The organism is Streptosporangium sp. NPDC001681, assembly GCF_040298085.1.
Classification (GTDB): Bacteria; Actinomycetota; Actinomycetes; order Streptosporangiales; family Streptosporangiaceae; genus Streptosporangium.
On record NZ_JBEOZN010000054.1, the window covers coordinates 31128 to 45684 of the forward strand.

Genomic DNA, 14557 nt, shown 5'->3' on the forward strand with positions numbered 1-14557 from the left:
CGGTCCACGATGCGCCCGCAGTGGCCGCACACCGCCCGCACCCTTCGCTACGACCGTCCCCTGGTGGGAGAAACAGCCGGCGATGGCCTGCTCCAGGAACGCGAACTGCCGCACGGTCCGCTCCTCGCCGCCGTTAGATCGCGCGTAGAGCGCCCAGCGGACCCTCGTGGAGCTGCGGCTTCGATGCTCTGCGTCGCCCTGAGAGCCGTAGGGGGCTATCAAGAGTTCCGGCCATAGTCCGAACCGACGGTCGCCCCGCCGTGAGCCCGGAACACGACATCGCTCTTCGCGGGGCCGTCCCCATCTGCGCGGGGATGGTCCCGGCATGGGCATCGTCAAGAGTCGGTCTGGGACGGCGGTGATGCCGGTGTCAGGCGGGACGGCGCGGGTAGCGGAGTGGTAAGGCAAAAGTGAACGATGCGAAGAGGTGATCGCCATGCCGCGTGGTTCCAGTTCCAAGCGTGAGCGGCAGTACAGGCACATCAAGGAGAGCGCGCGACGGCGCGGGGAGAAGGAGAGCCGGGCCGAGGAGATCGCGGCCCGTACGGTCAACAAGGAACGCGCCCGCGCCGGAGAGTCCCGCACCGCGAGCCGCACCTCGACCCAGGACATCTCCTCGTCCCGGCGCGGCGGGCTGCGCTCACGCTCCGGAGCCGGTGGCCGCACCAAGGAGCAGCTCTACGCGGAGGCCAAGCGCCGCAACATCAAGGGCCGCTCGACCATGAGCAAGGCGCAGTTGGAGAAGGCTCTCCGTTGAGGATCCGGCGGGCGCGTCCCGCACTCGGAGCCTCATGGCGACCGGGGCGACGGGCCGCGTCCGGCCGGACCTGTTTTCGGCCACTGATCGGCCCCCACCGCCCGCGCTACCTATTTGCCGTGCGTCGGTACCGACGGTCCGGGTCCTGGGCGGCCCGTAGTTCGGCGCGGGTGGGCGGGTTCGCTCCCGCGCGTTCGCAGGTGAGGCCCGCCACCATGACCGCCTGGTCGAGGGCTCCGGTCAGTTCCGCCTCGGACAACTCGCCGATCAGGGCCGGGGTGGCGCGACCGCCCCGCAGCAGCCCGTCGAGCAGGCCGGCGGTGAAAGCGTCTCCGGCACCGACGGTGTCCACCACCTGGACCGGGATCGCCGGTCGCCGGAGCGCGTGGCCGCCTCGGGTCAGCCCCAGGCAGCCCTCGCCGCCGTAGGTGACCACCACCAGGTCGGGGCCCAGGGCCAGCCATCCCTCGGCCACCTCGCTCGCCTGCCGCTCCGGGTAGAGCCAGCGCAGGTCCTCCTCGCTCACCTTGACCACGTGGGCGAGGGCCACGTACCGCTCGATGAGCGGGCACGCGGCGGCAGGGTCGTCGAGCAGGGCGGGCCGGATGTTCGGGTCGTAGCTGATCAGTACGTGGCCTTCGGCTCTCGCCCGCGCGACGGCGTCGGCGATCCGGTCACCGCCGGGCGGCCGCCAGGCGGCCACGGACCCGGCGTGGATCACCTGGGTCTCCGCCGGCAGGTGCGGCTCACCGTCCCGCCACTGCCAGTCGGCGGTGCCCTCGACGTGGAAGTCGTAGGTGGCCTGACCCGCCTCGTCGACGGAGACGATGGCGAGGGTGGCCGGCTCGCTCGCCGGAACCGCCCAGCGCAGGTCCACCCCGTTCGCCGCGGCGTGCGCGCGCAGCGTCTGGCCCAGCACCCCCGACGAGAGGCGGGCGACGAACGCGGTGGGATCGCCCAGGCGGGCCAGGCCGACCGCGACGTTGAGCGGGCTGCCGCCCGGATGCGCGGTGTAGGTTCGGCCGTCGTCCTCCGCGACCATGTCGACGACCGACTCGCCGATGACGCTGATCACGGCGTGCCGTCCGGTGCGTGGGCCGCCGATCCCGGCCGGTCCGTCACGTTGGGAGGGGTTGCGAGCTGGTCGGCCACGTCTCTCCAGGAGTCCTTGAACATACCGTAAGCGGTCTTGATCTCGACGCCCACCGGGAGTTCCGGGCATTCGTTCTCGCCGTTCGTCCCCCAGTTGACCCAGCCGGACCGGCGCCGCTGGACGATCTGGAAGGCTCCGGAGGGTGCCGCCGTCCACCAGATCATCGCCCGGAACAGCTCGGAATGGAACTCCACGGTCTTGGAAGCCGGTCCCGGGAAGATCGTCTCATCAGGGACGGCCGACAGGTCGACCGGCTCGACCGCCACTCGACCGCGATGACGATGACGCCCGCCTGCTTGGCCCGCTCGATCGCCGACTCGATGCCGTTCTCGTCGACCGCGCTGATCGCGCACGCATAGGCACGGACGCCTCGGCCACCACCGGCCGAGGCGGTGTCACTCGACCCCGGCGAGCCGTGACTAAAAGTCAGACTATTTAAGGGTCAAGCAGTGTCGTTCCGCCCGCAACAACATCTCTCCGGGGGTGGCCCGGATGACGGCCCACTGTTCCCTGGCCGGGTGCGCGATCGCGCGCTCCGGTCGGCCCCGGTCCAGGTATAGTCGATGTCTGATGTATTCCCGACCAGAGGCATGATCACAGAGTTGGGGTCCGACCGGCCACGGACAGGACCGGCTCGTTCGCCGACGGCTCCCTCCGCAGAACGGCACGGACCGCTAGACGATCGGTTGAGAAGGCGAAACCATGGGGCAGGGCAGCACGCCGTCCACGGCGAGACAGAACGACGCCACGCGCGCGACTCCTTCGACGGCACCGCCCCCGCTACCGGTCAGCCGGCTACGCCCGGCGTACCAGCAGGTCGCCGACCAGTTGCGCGAGCTGATCCTCAACGGCTCGCTCACCTCGGGACATCGTCTGCCTCCCGAAGCCGACCTCGGCGGCGACTTCGGGGTGAGCCGGAGCACCGTCCGCGAGGCGCTGCGCGTTCTCGCCTCGCAGGGTCTCGTCAGGACGGTTCGAGGCACCACCGGCGGAACCTTCGTCTCCCATGTCGAGCCGGACCAGGTCAGCGACTACCTCGAGACCAGCATCGGCCTGATGTCGGGCTCGGACACCCTGACCCTGGCGGACATCCTGGAGGCGCGCGAGATGCTGGAGGTCCGCGCCGCCCATCTCGCGGCGAGGCGCCGCGAGCCACGGCATGTCGACGCGCTGCGAGCCGCCATGGAGCGCGAGAAGCACGGTCGCGGCCGGAGCGTGAAGTTCAACGAGCACCGGCACTTCCACGGAATCATCATCGAGGCGACCGGCAACGGCCTGCTGACCGTGATGACCGAGCCGGTCTTCCGGGTCCTGCGGTCACGGTTCCTCAGCCCGGACGTGCCGCGCGAGTTCTGGGCGCAGGTCGACCGTGAGCACGAAACGATCGTGGATCGCATCGACGCCGGCGACGCCGAAGGCGCCGCCGAGGCCATGCAGGTTCACCTGAGCAGAATCCGTGACGCCTACCACGACTGAGCGAGGGTCCCGGCGAACGTTTCCGGCCGGCTCCGCACGAGCGTGCGTTGGGGCGGACTTCACCGCGCCGGGACCCGCGAGGCCGGTACGCCCGGCGCGTCCTCGCCGATCCGTCCCCTCCGGCTTCCGCATGCCCGGAGGCGAAGGCTCGCTTAAAATATCTGATGTATTCGCCACAGGTGTTTCCCCGACGTTCTGGCCGCCGGATGTCAGGGCGCGCCCGGCCGGAAACACGAACGGCGATCACCGCCGCCCTGCCTGTTGAACGACGCGCGCAGCACCTCACACCGGCGGCACCGGGGGCGTCGGACACCTTAGACAAGGTCACCGCATTGCCCTACGCTTCATACGTCTGACATTATCTACCGAGGCGAGCATCCGGGGACGGCGATGGCGATCAAAGAGGGATGGAAGGGCCGCTTCTTCGAGGACTTCGAGGTGGGTGACGTCTACCAGCATCCCCTGGGCCGAACGGTCACCGAGTCCGACAACACGTGGTTCACGTTGCTGACGATGAACACCAACCAGATGCACTTCAACACCGAGTACGCCAAGCGGTCCGAGTTCACCAGACCGCTCGTCGTCTCCACCCTGACCGTGGCGATCGCGGTCGGGCAGAGCGTCACCGACATCACCCAGAACGCGTTCGCCAACCTGGGCTGGGACGAGATCAGGATGACCCACCCGGTCTTCGCGGGGGACACGTTGTACAGCGAGTCGCTCGTGCTGGAGAAGCGGGAGTCCGGCAGCCGTCCCCACGCGGGCATCGTCACCGTGCACACCCGGACGCTCAACCAGGACGGGGACGAGGTCTGCTCGTTCAAGCGCACCTTCTACGTCTACAAAAAGGGAGCGCCCCAGTTGGAGGGCCTTTTCCCCACCGGCAAGAAGCCGCTCACCGGTGACCAGGGGCCGTCCCAGGAATGACGCCCCCTGGGGTGAGTCCCTCGGGGAGCTGATGGAGGTGGCTCGCAGAGCGGAGGCCGCGGGCGCCGAGGTCATCTGGGTTCCCGAATCGCAGCGCCACCGTCACCGCGGCGGCTCTCGCGACGGCCACCAGACGGGTCAGGATCGGCACCGCCATCGCGCTCGCCTTCACCCGCAGCCCGATGATCACCGCCCTGGAGGCGCTCGACATCGACGAACTGTCGGACGGGCGCTTCGTCCTGGGTCTGGGAACCGGTACAGCAGGGCGTCCGCCGCGAACGGCACGCTGCCGCCGAGCATCTCGTGGACGAGCCTCAGCCTGGTCACGTAGTCGATGTCGCGCGGATGCCCTTACACGTCGGGGATGCGCACCACCGCCCCGCGCGGCGTGGCCAGGACGGCATCCTCGGCGGCGACGAAGTTGCGCGGCGACGCGTCCGGATCGTCGGTCGTCGGGCTCGACTCGTCCAGCGGTCGCCCGTATCAACGGCCCGCCGCCAAGCGTTCCGGGCCGCCGCTCAACTCCCCCAACCACTTGGTTGACAAGCAAGCGCTTGGGGGATAAGGTCATCGCTATGAACGCCACACAGGCACCGATCGACCGCAGGGCGGCGTTGGTCGAGGCCGCGTTCGAGTCGATCGCCCGGCATGGTTTCGAGGGGCTGCGCCTTCGAGAGGTCGCCGGTGCGGCCGGGATCGACCATTCGACGATCCACCACCACTTTGCGACCAAGCAGGATCTGATCGAGGCGGTCGTCAACAGAGCGACCGAGCCTCTGTACCGAACGATTCCCCCCGGATCGTCCGCCGGCGAGCGTCTACGGGGCCACGTCCACATTCTCGCCGAGATGATCGAAACCGAGCCCGACCTCTTCGTGGTGCTCGCCGAGATCGACCTGCGGGCCCGAAGGGACGCGCAGGTGCGGGCGATCATCGATCGAGTCGAGCAGGGCTGGCGGTTCGGACTCGGACAGCTCCTCGACGGCGACACCGGCCTGGTCGAGTTGGTGATCGCCGTCGTGAAAGGGGTCCGGCTCGATCCGCCGGCCGCGCGAGCGGTGCTCGAGCGCACGGCAGACCTCATCGTGGGCGACGAGATCGAGCGATGACCGGGAAACGACGTCCCGTCGCACAGGTCGGGCCGGTCTTCCTGATCGTCGGCGGCGCGGCCGGGCTGATCGGGGGAGCCACCCATGGAGACCTGCCCGAGGACTCGGGCGCGGCCGCCCTTCAGTTCGTGGCCGACCATCCCGCATACGCGCTGGTCCACATCGTCTCGATTCTCGGCGCCGTGCTCTGGTCGATCGGATTGGCCAGCCGATACGTCGACCGGGCGACTCCGACCGGCCGGTGGCTGGCCACAGCGGCAGGCCACGCCGCGCTGGCCGGGGCCGCGGTGATGGCCGTGCAGTTCTCCATCGACGGGATCGGGATGACCGCCCTGGCGGCGCTCTGGTCCGAACCCGGCGCATCGAGGGAGACGTTCGAGGCCATCGCCGAGATCGCTCCCGCCGCGCTCGTCGGAACGGCCCTGACCTGGGTCGTCATCCTCTACGGCCTCGCCCCGATCCTGGCGGGATCCTCCCTTGTGCTCACCGCCCGCCCGGTCCTCGGCTGGACCGCCGTCGCGCTCGGCGCGTTCTCGGTCGTCGGCGGGCTCACGCTCGCTCTGCGCGTCAACCTCCTCCCGGACTGGCTGGTCTTCGCCGGCGCGACCATCGGCGTGAACCTCTGGATCATCTGCCTCGGTGCCGCCCAGCTCCGGGGAGCTCCGGCCCGCACCTCGCAAGCGATCGCACAGTGACATGCCGGCCCTGACGAACCACACCCGGCTCGGCGCCGTAGCCTGGACGCTGACCATCCTCTACTTCCCGATCCAGCTCGTGGTGGCGCTGGCCTGGCCCGAGCCCTACTCCCTGACGGCCAACACCATCAGCGATCTCGGCGTCACGAGCTGCGGACAGTCGAATCCCTTCCCCGGCCGCGAGATCTTCGTCTGCTCGCCGCTGCACCCGCTGATGAACATCGGATTCGTGTTCGTCGGCGTGACGACCGCCGTCGGCGCGATCCTGACCCGGCGAGCCTGGCCACGCTCCCGGCTGACGACTGCGGCCCTGATCGGCGTGAACCTCGCCGGTGCCGGCGGAGTCCTGGTCGGTCTCGCCCCCTCCGACACCGCCCTGCACCTGCACAGCCTCGGGGCGCTGCTTCAGCTACCCGCCGTGATGGCGCCGATATTTCTCGGTCTCGCCCTGCGCCACGAGAGACGCCGGCTCGCCGCCTTCTCCCTCGTCGTCGGAGCGGTGGGCGCCGTCGGCACAGTGCTCTTCGTCCTCCGGCTGCCCGCCCTCTGGTTCGGCATTCTCGAACGGCTCGCCCTCGAGCCGTTCACCCTCTGGACCTTCGCGCTCGGGATCACACTGCTCCGCCCGCCGGCCGCGACACGTGTCCGATCGATCGAGGACACCGGCGGAGAACTTCGGCCGCTGGCATAGCCGGCCACTCGGCGCGAAGGTCGTCGACGTAGACCTCGCCGCCGCTGTTGAGGAACACCCAACGCGTCCTGGACAACCGCCTTCATGAGGGTCTCCCGCGCCGTCGCGGCACTGCGGCGATTCACGACATCACACGTCGCGGCCTCATCGACCCGGGAGCCGACTTCCCAGCCGATCAGGGACATGTGACACCCGGTATCCCGGCGGGCGCGCGGTTCAGCGACCGGCTCCCGGGACGACGTGCCCCGACTCGTAGGCGAAGACGACGAGTTGCGCGCGGTCGCGGGCGCCGAGCTTGGTCATCGTCCTGCTGACGTGCGTCTTGACCGTGGCGTGGCTGATGACCAGATGGGTGGCGATCTCCTCGTTGGACATGCCGGCCGCCACCAGCGACAGGACCTCGCGCTCCCGCTCGGTCAGGCGCTCCAGCCCCGGACCGGCCACCGGGCGCGGCGGCGTGGAGACGTACTCCTCGATCAGCCGCCGGGTGACGGACGGCGAAAGCAGCGCGTCGCCGCGGGCGGCCACCCGTACCGACTGCAGCAGTTCGGCGGGCTCGATGTCCTTGAGCAGGAATCCACTGGCTCCCGCGCGCAGGGCGGCGAAGACGTACTCGTCGAGGGCGTAGTTGGTGAGGATCACCACCCGGACTCCGTCGAGCTCGGGATCCTCGCCGATCCTGCGGGTGGCCTGTATCCCGTCGAGCAGCGGCATCCGCACGTCCAGCAGCGTGACGTCCGGCAGCAGCCGCCGGGTCAGTTCGACGGCCTCCACCCCGTTGCCCGCCTCGCCGACCACGACGATGTCGTCGGCGAGTTCGAGCAGGGCCCGGAAACCGGCGCGCATCAGCGCCTGGTCGTCGGCCAGCAGCACCCGGATCACGACTGCCCGGCCAGCGGCAGCTCGGCACGGACGGCGAACCCGTGCCGGTCGCGCGGTCCGGCGGTGAGCGAGCCGCCGACGGCCACCGCGCGCTCGCGCATCCCGATCAGGCCCATCCCGTGCTCCACGGTGCCCGTGCCGGACTCACCGTCGTCCTCGACGTGTACCACGATCATGGCGGGATGGTATTCCAGCGTCAGCGCGATCGACGCGCGCCCGGCGTGGCGCAGCACGTTGGTGAACGCCTCCTGCGTGATGCGGTAGGCCGCCCGGTCGACGTCCGGGGGAAGCTCCCGTGGCACGCCCACGGTGGTGGACCTCACCGGCAGCCCCGCCGCCTCGGCCCTGGCCACCAGCCTCGGCAGGCGGGCCAGCCCCGTCTCGGGACCGTCCGGCTCCGCCTGCCGCAGCACCCCCAGCGTGGCGCGCAGTTCCCGCATCGCCTCGTGTCCCGAGTCCTTGATCGCGACCAGCGCCTCGCGGGCCCGTTCGGGCTTTCGATCCAGCAGCTCCAGGGCGACCGCCACCTGGACGTTGATCACCGAGATGCTGTGGGTGAGCGTGTCGTGCAGTTCCTGGGCGATCCACAGCCGTTCCTCTCCCGCCCGGCGCAGCGCGGCCTCCTCACGGGTGCGCTCGGCCTCGGCCGCACGCCGCTCGACCTCCCGTACGGAGGCGCGGCGGTTCCTGACGACCTCTCCGATGACCACCATCGCCACCAGCCACCCGCTGAGCAGGTTGAACCCGTCGCCGGGCTCGGGGTCGGAGTCGGACAGCGCGATGAGGCCGTAGACGCCCGCGGCCAGCGCCACGGCGAGCGAGACGGCCAGCCTGCGGCGGCCGAGGGTCGCCGCCGTGTAGATCGCCGTCAACGCGGGCGCGGCGGCGAAGACACCCGGATACCGCCCCGCGTAGTAGGCGACACCGCACGCGACGGCGACCACCCCGACGATCATCGGCGTCCTCCGGCGGAAGGCCAGCGCCAGCGACGACACCGTGATCAGCGCCAGACCCGTGGTGTCCAGCGGCCGCTCGAACGCTCCCGACCAGGACAGTCCGCCGTAGGTGCCCGCGACGATCCCGGTCAGCGCGGCCAGCGCGATCAGCACGTCCGTCCTGTGGTTCCTCACCCTGCCACGGTAGGCCACCGGACCTGGCCGATCCTCCCACCGGCCGGGGAGGTCCGGCGTACCTCCCCGGCGGTATCGCGGCCCCCGGATACATCCGGGGATGTACGGCGAAACGCCGCCTTCGGGGCGACGATCGTCAAGCGCCGGATCGGAAGCATGGCGTGCATGGACTCTCCCCCCTTCCCTGGCTGGACCATCTGGTCACTGCGCCTGTTCGCCACCGCGCACCTGGCCGGGGTGCTCGGGCAGGCCGTGCTGGCCGGGCTGTTCGTCACCGGTGACGTGGACATGCTCACCTGGCACCGGAACAACGCCGGCGTCACGCACGTCCTGCTCTACCTCCAGCTCGGTGCCGCGATCGGACTGTGGCGGCCCGGCCGGGGGCCACTCTGGCCCGCCTGGGCCAGCGCCGGGCTCGTGGCCCTGGAGACGGCACAGGTCGCCCTGGGCCAGGACCGGATCATCGCCCTGCACTTCCCGCTCGGCATGACGATCTTCGGCCTCTCCGCGGTGCTGTGCGTCTGGACCTGGCGGGGCCTGCGGAGGGCCGCGGCATGACCTCGCGCAGAGCCTTCCTCGGACTGCTGGGCGGCGCGGGCCTCGCCGTCGCCGGATGCGGGAGCCTGACCGGCGAGACCACCGGCGAGGCCCTTGCCAGCACGCTGCCGCTGCCCAGGCCGTTCACCGTACCGCTGCCCGTCCCCGCACTCGCCCTGCCGGTACGGCCGGGCCACTACGAGGTGGTCCAGCGCGCGGCCAGGGTGGAGATCATCCCCGGTACCACGACCGAGGTGTGGGGGTTCGGCGGAACCTTCCCCGGGCCGACCTTCGACCTGCGCCGCGGCGGCCGTACCACCGTCAGGGTGCGCAACGAGTTGCCGGTGCCCACCTCCACCCACCTGCACGGCGGCGTCACCCCACCCGACTCCGACGGTTACCCGACCGATCTCGTGGTGCCCGCGGGCCAGGGGTTCGGGCCACCGCCGGGAGGCCACTCCCAGCACGACCTGTCGTCGTGGACGTTCCACTCCGGGGCCAGGGACTACGTCTACCCGCTGGACCAGCGGGCCGCCACGCTCTGGTACCACGACCACCGGATGGACTTCACCGGTCCGCAGGTGTGGCGAGGGCTGGCCGGATTCCTGATCGTCCGCGACGACGAGGACGACGCGCTGCCGCTGCCGAAGGGCGAGCGCGACATCCCGTTGATGATCTGCGACCGGTCCTTCGAGGAGGACGGCTCGTTCCGCTACCCGTCGCTCGACCCGAGCCTGCGGGTCACGGCGGGGGTCGAGGACGCCTACATGGAGGGTGTCGAAGGCGATGTGATCCTGGTCAACGGCGCCCCGTGGCCGATCCTGGAGGTGTCGGCCACCCGCCACCGGCTGCGCCTGCTCAACGCCTCCAACGCCCGCCGCTACCGGTTGGAGCTGTCTCCCGGCGGCCGCTTCACACAGGTCGGCAGCGACGCCGGGCTGCTGGCCGCGCCGGTGACGCACGCCGCGGTCACCATCGCCCCCGCCGAACGGTTCGACCTGGTCGTGGACTTCTCCGACTACCCGGTGGGCAGCGAGGTGACCCTGGTCAACACCCTGGGGAACGGCCCCACCAGGAACGTGCTGCGCTTCCTGGTCACTCACCGGGCCGTCGACGACAGCGCGATCCCGAAACGGCTGTCGCGGCCGGAGCCCGCCGAGCGGTCCTCGGCGGTGACCACCAGGACGTTCGACTTCCGGGCCACCAGGCGGGGGCCGGGTGCCCTTTGGACGATCAACGGGCAGCCCTTCCGGCCGGGCAGCCCGCTGGCCCGCCCTCGTCTCGGCACGGCCGAGATCTGGCGCTTCACCAGCGACTTCCACCACCCGGTGCACGTGCACCTGGCCCACTTCCAGGTGCTCTCCCGCAACGGCAGGCCGCCCGCCGCCACCGACGCGGGCTGGAAGGACACCGTGGACGTGCGGCCGTACGAGGTCGTGGAGGTGCTCGTCCGCTTCGAAGGCCACCGAGGCCGGTACATGACGCACTGCCACAACCTGGAACACGAGGACATGGCGATGATGGCCGACTTCGAGGTGGTGTGATCGCTCCGCCTGGGTCTGGAGCCACAGGACCTGTTCGGCGCCCCGCCCCGGTGATGGCCGCGACGGGGCAGGCAGGGCGGCGAAGACAGCCACGGCCAGGGCACCGCCGGTCCGGCAGTTGGGACCCAGACGCCGCCGCGGTGCCGACCCGGATGGCTGCCGGTCAAAGATCAGGCGACGGCCGCCTTGAGGTGCCCGCCGCCCGCCGTACGGGCCGACGCACGCGGACTCATATGTTCACCTGAAAATCCCCAACAAAGGGGAGCAATTCAGACAAACCTTCCAACAAAGGGGGAGAAATATTCCATACACGGACCATTCATCGTTCGCTTCTCGTCCCGCAACATAACTCATGAATGGTATGCCGAAAGCTTTTCCGGATATCGGCCAGCATTAGGAACGAAGGCGCCTGGTAACTGGAGTTTGTCGCGCAACGCAATTGAGGATTACGGCCCGCAAGGTCATCGGCCGGGCTATGGTTCCCCTCGAAACATTAAAAGCCCCGGCGGGTGCTCCAACACCCCCGGGACACGGCACCCGGAGAACCTTCCGAATGCGTATACACCGTAGCAACCCCAAGGCCGGTTTCACCATCCTGCCCAACGGTTTTCTCAAAAACCGGCGGCTTTCCCTCCTCGCGCGCGGCCTGCTCGCCTACCTGATGTCCTTCTCCGACAGCACCCACCAGGACATCAAGACCCTCGCCGCCGAGAACCCCGAGGGCCAGCAGGCCATCGCCAGGGCCATGCGCGAGCTGACCGCCCACGGCTACCTGATCCGCAGGCGCTTCCGCGACGAGGCCGGGAGGATGCGCACCGTGGTGGACGTCTACGACACCCCGCAGCACGACCGTCCCGACAGCGACCTCCAGGTCACCCCGGCTCTCGGGAAGCCAAGCCTTGGTGAGACGAGCGCGCTCCCTACAGGAGTAAAGAAAGAACTCCAAGAAACCAACCCCTCCCCCGGACCGGCCGCGCGACGGCGCGGCTCGGGCGAGCCCGTCTGGCCCGCCAAGCCACCCCCGGACAGCGGAGACAACGAGTGCGATGGGGATGGCGGGGACGATGGAGACGGCGGCGGGGATGGATCTGCGGCCCCCGGCATCGCCCTCCTGACCCGCCTGGGCCGGGCCGAACCCCGGCTGACCGTCGGCGAGACCGAGATGGCCCCCGTCCTGCCCCTCCTCGCCGAGTGGCTCGCCCGAGGCAGCACCGAGACGCAGATCCGAACCGTTCTGACCGTCGGACTCCCCGATGAGATCCGCTCACCCGCCAAACTGATCATGTACCGGCTGCGGACCAAACTGCCCGCCCACGCGCCGATGACCGCATCTGCCAGGCTCATGGCCCGCACCGAGTGCGACGACTGCGCACGCCCCGTACCGAACCCCGGCAGATGCCCTCAGTGCGCTGACACCCAGACCAGAAAACCCGCCCCGACCGCAGACGTGAAACGCGGCGCCACCCTCGCCCGCGAACTGTTGAAGCGGCCACGCCCCATGGCCGCATAAGCGGGATGCCGTCGCCATCGGTGACCACATGCTGTCGGGAATCAGCTGCAAAATCAGGCGCGACAGGTCGATGCGGTCACGCCCACCACGGGAGCGAAACGGGTTGGGCCGAGAACTTGCCGAGGCCCTGCGGTCGTGCTGCGCCGTCTTCGTTCGGCAGGGCTCGCACCTGGCGAAGTCACCGGGAAGACGTGCAGACCTGTCGTGAATGGTGCCGGTCGCCTTACTCGAAGAGGGACGGGTCTCCGGTGCCCCGGCGGAGGATCTCGGGCTCACCCTGCGAAAGATCGACGACCGTCGTCGGGGTGGCGCCGCACTCGCCGGAGTCGATGACGGCGTCCACCGTATGCTCGAGCCTCTCCTTGATCTCCCAGCCCTGCGTCGGGGGCTCGGTCTCATCGGGCAGCAACAGGGTGCTCGACAGCAGCGGTTCGCCGAGTTCGGCCAGCAGCGCCTGCGTGATGGCGTGGTCGGGGATCCGGACGCCGACCGTCTTCTTCCGGGGGTGCAGCAACCGCCGCGGCACCTCCTTGGTCGCGGGCAGGATGAACGTGTATCCGCCGGGGGTCGCCGCCTTGACCGAGCGGAACAGCGCATTGCTCACATGTACGAACTGGCCGAACTGGCCGAAGTCTCTGCAGACCAGGGTGAAATGGTGGTCACTGCCCAGGTGGCGGATCTCCCTGATCCGGTCGATGCCCTCCTTGTTGCCCAGCCGGCACCCCAGCGCGTAGCACGAGTCCGTCGGGTACGCGATCAGCCCGTCCGCGCGCAAAAGCTCGACCGCCTGGCGGATCAGCCGAGGCTGCGGATCGTCCGGGTGCATATCAAAGTACTTCGTCACACCTTGAAGTTTAGAAGCGGACGCTCCGCCACATGGCATGCAGGCGGCCCGCAGATGCCGAGTGAACCGAAGGTCACCGTCCCCCCCTTCAACGCGGCGTCCGGTCGTCGTTCAACCGGCCGGCCCAGATCACTGCCGTCCCGGCGCCTTACGAGAGTCCGTTCATCGACTCGGCCGGGCCACGGCGCCGCACGCCGCGAAGATCCACTCGGTCGGCCCGTGGAACGCCGTGCGGAGGATGGAGAATGGACGAGCGGATCACCCCCCACGCGACCTCGGAGAATCTTCATGAAAGCCGTGACCGACAGCGTCACCAAGAACCGGCAGTCGATCGACGGCTTGCGTGCCATGGTCGCGCGCGCCTTCGGAGATGCCCAGGTGCCCGAGGGTGAGGACTGGGTCGAGGAGTTGGGCCACGGCTGGTTCAACGTGGCCTACCGGATCCGCCTGCGAGACGGCCGGTCAGTGGTGCTCAAGATCGCGCCGCCTGCCGACGTCGAGGTGATGACGTACGAACGGAACATGATGCGCACCGAGGTGCACGCGCTGACGATGGTCCGTGAGCGCACCTCCGTACCGGTGCCCGCCGTTCTCTTCTACGACGAGAGCCACGAGCTGTGCGACGCCGACTACTTCTTCATGGAGTTCGTCGACGCCGACAATCTCGGCATCATCAAGGACCGGTTGTCCCCCGAGGTATACGGCACCTACCAGGAGGCACTCGGCGCGGCGAACCATGCCCTCAACCAGATCAAGGGCGATCATTTCGGGCCGTTGCTGGACAACACGGCGAGCGGGGCCACCTGGCGGCAGGTCTTCACCGGCATCGTCGAGGACGTCCTGCGCGACGGAGAGCGGCGCAACGTCGACATCGGCTGGGACTACGACGTCATCCGCCTGCTCGTGGCCGAGCACGCGGACTGCCTCGACGAGGTGACCGAGCCGGCGTTCGTCGAGTGGGACCTCTGGGATTCCAACGTCATGGTGCGCGACGGCGCCCTGGTGAGCATCATCGACCATGAGCGTGCGCTGTACGGCGATCCGATCATGGAGGCCGGATTCGTCGCCACCGAGACAGACGGCATGTCGAGTGACGTGGAGAGCTTCATCCGGGGCTACGGCAGCGAGCCGTTCACTCCGGCGGAAAGAACGCGGCGCCGCCTGTACAACCTTCACCTTCTGTTGATCATGGTCATCGAGACCGTCTACCGCGGGCACACGGATTCCTCGCAGTACGACTTCGCGCGGCCGCGACTGGCGCAGATCATGGAAACCTTCGGCCACCGGCAGTGACGCCTGCGG

The 14557-nt window shown here is 69.4% G+C and carries 15 protein-coding genes and 1 pseudogene; 11 read left to right on the top strand and 5 right to left on the bottom strand.

Annotated elements, in window-relative coordinates:
• Positions 1-436: 436 nt before the first annotated feature.
• Positions 437-757 (top strand): plasmid stabilization protein, encoded by a 321-nt coding sequence (locus ABT130_RS24035; RefSeq protein ID WP_350958732.1) that lies wholly within the window; start codon positions 437-439, stop codon positions 755-757.
• 106 nt (positions 758-863) lie between these two features.
• Here ABT130_RS24035 and ABT130_RS24040 read toward each other — a convergent pair whose 3' ends face one another.
• Together ABT130_RS24040 and ABT130_RS24045 are read right to left on the bottom strand one after the other, a co-directional pair.
• Positions 864-1832 carry a carbohydrate kinase family protein gene (locus tag ABT130_RS24040; protein WP_350958734.1) on the bottom strand — a complete coding sequence of 323 codons (969 nt, stop codon included), beginning with the start codon at positions 1830-1832 and terminating at the stop codon, positions 864-866.
• Positions 1829-2176 carry a hypothetical protein gene (locus ABT130_RS24045; RefSeq protein WP_350958736.1) on the bottom strand — a complete coding sequence of 116 codons (348 nt, stop codon included), beginning with the start codon at positions 2174-2176 and terminating at the stop codon, positions 1829-1831. Before ABT130_RS24045 ends, ABT130_RS24040 begins: the two co-directional genes overlap by 4 nt.
• A 436-nt stretch (positions 2177-2612) precedes the next feature.
• Between ABT130_RS24045 and ABT130_RS24050 the strand changes: the two genes are divergently transcribed.
• The 6 genes and pseudogenes from ABT130_RS24050 to ABT130_RS24075 all read left to right on the top strand — a co-directional run bounded on the left by ABT130_RS24050 (position 2613) and on the right by ABT130_RS24075 (position 6808).
• A complete protein-coding gene (locus tag ABT130_RS24050) occupies positions 2613-3386 on the top strand; it encodes a FadR/GntR family transcriptional regulator (RefSeq protein ID WP_350958738.1) in 774 nt (257 codons plus the stop codon).
• A gap of 390 nt (positions 3387-3776) precedes the next feature.
• Entirely contained in the window at positions 3777-4313 is a 537-nt protein-coding gene (locus tag ABT130_RS24055) for a MaoC family dehydratase (RefSeq protein ID WP_350958740.1), read from the top strand.
• A gap of 128 nt (positions 4314-4441) precedes the next feature.
• Positions 4442-4513, top strand: a pseudogene (locus ABT130_RS24060) (hypothetical protein); the annotation flags it as partial.
• On the top strand, positions 4496-5422 hold the full coding sequence (locus tag ABT130_RS47805) for a TetR/AcrR family transcriptional regulator (RefSeq protein WP_502992204.1): 927 nt from the start codon (positions 4496-4498) through the stop codon (positions 5420-5422). The pseudogene ABT130_RS24060 and the gene ABT130_RS47805, both read left to right, overlap by 18 nt.
• A complete protein-coding gene (locus ABT130_RS24070; protein WP_350958744.1) occupies positions 5419-6117 on the top strand; it encodes a hypothetical protein in 699 nt (232 codons plus the stop codon). Before ABT130_RS47805 ends, ABT130_RS24070 begins: the two co-directional genes overlap by 4 nt.
• Position 6118: 1 nt before the next feature.
• Positions 6119-6808, top strand: coding sequence for a DUF998 domain-containing protein (locus ABT130_RS24075; RefSeq protein WP_350920177.1), 690 nt, complete (start codon positions 6119-6121; stop codon positions 6806-6808).
• A gap of 216 nt (positions 6809-7024) precedes the next feature.
• Here ABT130_RS24075 and ABT130_RS24080 read toward each other — a convergent pair whose 3' ends face one another.
• Positions 7025-7690: a response regulator gene (locus ABT130_RS24080; protein ID WP_350958746.1), complete on the bottom strand. Its 666-nt coding sequence runs from the start codon at positions 7688-7690 to the stop codon at positions 7025-7027.
• Positions 7687-8820, bottom strand: a complete 1134-nt coding sequence (locus ABT130_RS24085; RefSeq protein ID WP_350958749.1) for a sensor histidine kinase — start codon at positions 8818-8820, stop codon at positions 7687-7689. Before ABT130_RS24085 ends, ABT130_RS24080 begins: the two co-directional genes overlap by 4 nt.
• Positions 8821-8985: 165 nt before the next feature.
• On the opposite strand from ABT130_RS24085, the gene ABT130_RS24090 reads away from it, so the two are divergent.
• The 3 genes from ABT130_RS24090 (at position 8986) to ABT130_RS24100 (ending at position 12411) form a co-directional block, all read left to right on the top strand.
• Positions 8986-9378 (top strand): hypothetical protein, encoded by a 393-nt coding sequence (locus ABT130_RS24090; protein WP_350958751.1) that lies wholly within the window; start codon positions 8986-8988, stop codon positions 9376-9378.
• Entirely contained in the window at positions 9375-10901 is a 1527-nt protein-coding gene (locus tag ABT130_RS24095) for a multicopper oxidase family protein (RefSeq protein WP_350958752.1), read from the top strand. The genes ABT130_RS24090 and ABT130_RS24095 overlap by 4 nt, the downstream gene beginning before the upstream one ends.
• Positions 10902-11454: 553 nt before the next feature.
• On the top strand, positions 11455-12411 hold the full coding sequence (locus ABT130_RS24100; RefSeq protein WP_350958755.1) for a helix-turn-helix domain-containing protein: 957 nt from the start codon (positions 11455-11457) through the stop codon (positions 12409-12411).
• 223 nt (positions 12412-12634) lie between these two features.
• Here the strand turns inward: ABT130_RS24100 and ABT130_RS24105 are convergent, their stop codons facing one another.
• Positions 12635-13255, bottom strand: a complete 621-nt coding sequence (locus tag ABT130_RS24105; RefSeq protein WP_451935494.1) for an L-threonylcarbamoyladenylate synthase — start codon at positions 13253-13255, stop codon at positions 12635-12637.
• 288 nt (positions 13256-13543) lie between these two features.
• Here ABT130_RS24105 and ABT130_RS24110 point away from each other — a divergent pair, with 288 nt between their 5' ends.
• Entirely contained in the window at positions 13544-14548 is a 1005-nt protein-coding gene (locus ABT130_RS24110; protein WP_350958757.1) for a phosphotransferase family protein, read from the top strand.
• Positions 14549-14557 lie beyond the last annotated feature (9 nt).

Coding starts and splice junctions, on each gene's coding strand:
- ABT130_RS24055 (WP_350958740.1), top strand. CDS start 3,777: ATGGCGATCAAAGAGGGATGGAAGGGCCGCTTCTTCGAGGACTTCGAG.
- ABT130_RS24035 (WP_350958732.1), top strand. CDS start 437: ATGCCGCGTGGTTCCAGTTCCAAGCGTGAGCGGCAGTACAGGCACATC.
- ABT130_RS24070 (WP_350958744.1), top strand. CDS start 5,419: ATGACCGGGAAACGACGTCCCGTCGCACAGGTCGGGCCGGTCTTCCTG.
- ABT130_RS24100 (WP_350958755.1), top strand. CDS start 11,455: ATGCGTATACACCGTAGCAACCCCAAGGCCGGTTTCACCATCCTGCCC.
- ABT130_RS24075 (WP_350920177.1), top strand. CDS start 6,119: ATGCCGGCCCTGACGAACCACACCCGGCTCGGCGCCGTAGCCTGGACG.
- ABT130_RS24050 (WP_350958738.1), top strand. CDS start 2,613: ATGGGGCAGGGCAGCACGCCGTCCACGGCGAGACAGAACGACGCCACG.
- ABT130_RS47805 (WP_502992204.1), top strand. CDS start 4,496: ATGATCACCGCCCTGGAGGCGCTCGACATCGACGAACTGTCGGACGGG.
- ABT130_RS24110 (WP_350958757.1), top strand. CDS start 13,544: ATGAAAGCCGTGACCGACAGCGTCACCAAGAACCGGCAGTCGATCGAC.
- ABT130_RS24090 (WP_350958751.1), top strand. CDS start 8,986: ATGGACTCTCCCCCCTTCCCTGGCTGGACCATCTGGTCACTGCGCCTG.
- ABT130_RS24095 (WP_350958752.1), top strand. CDS start 9,375: ATGACCTCGCGCAGAGCCTTCCTCGGACTGCTGGGCGGCGCGGGCCTC.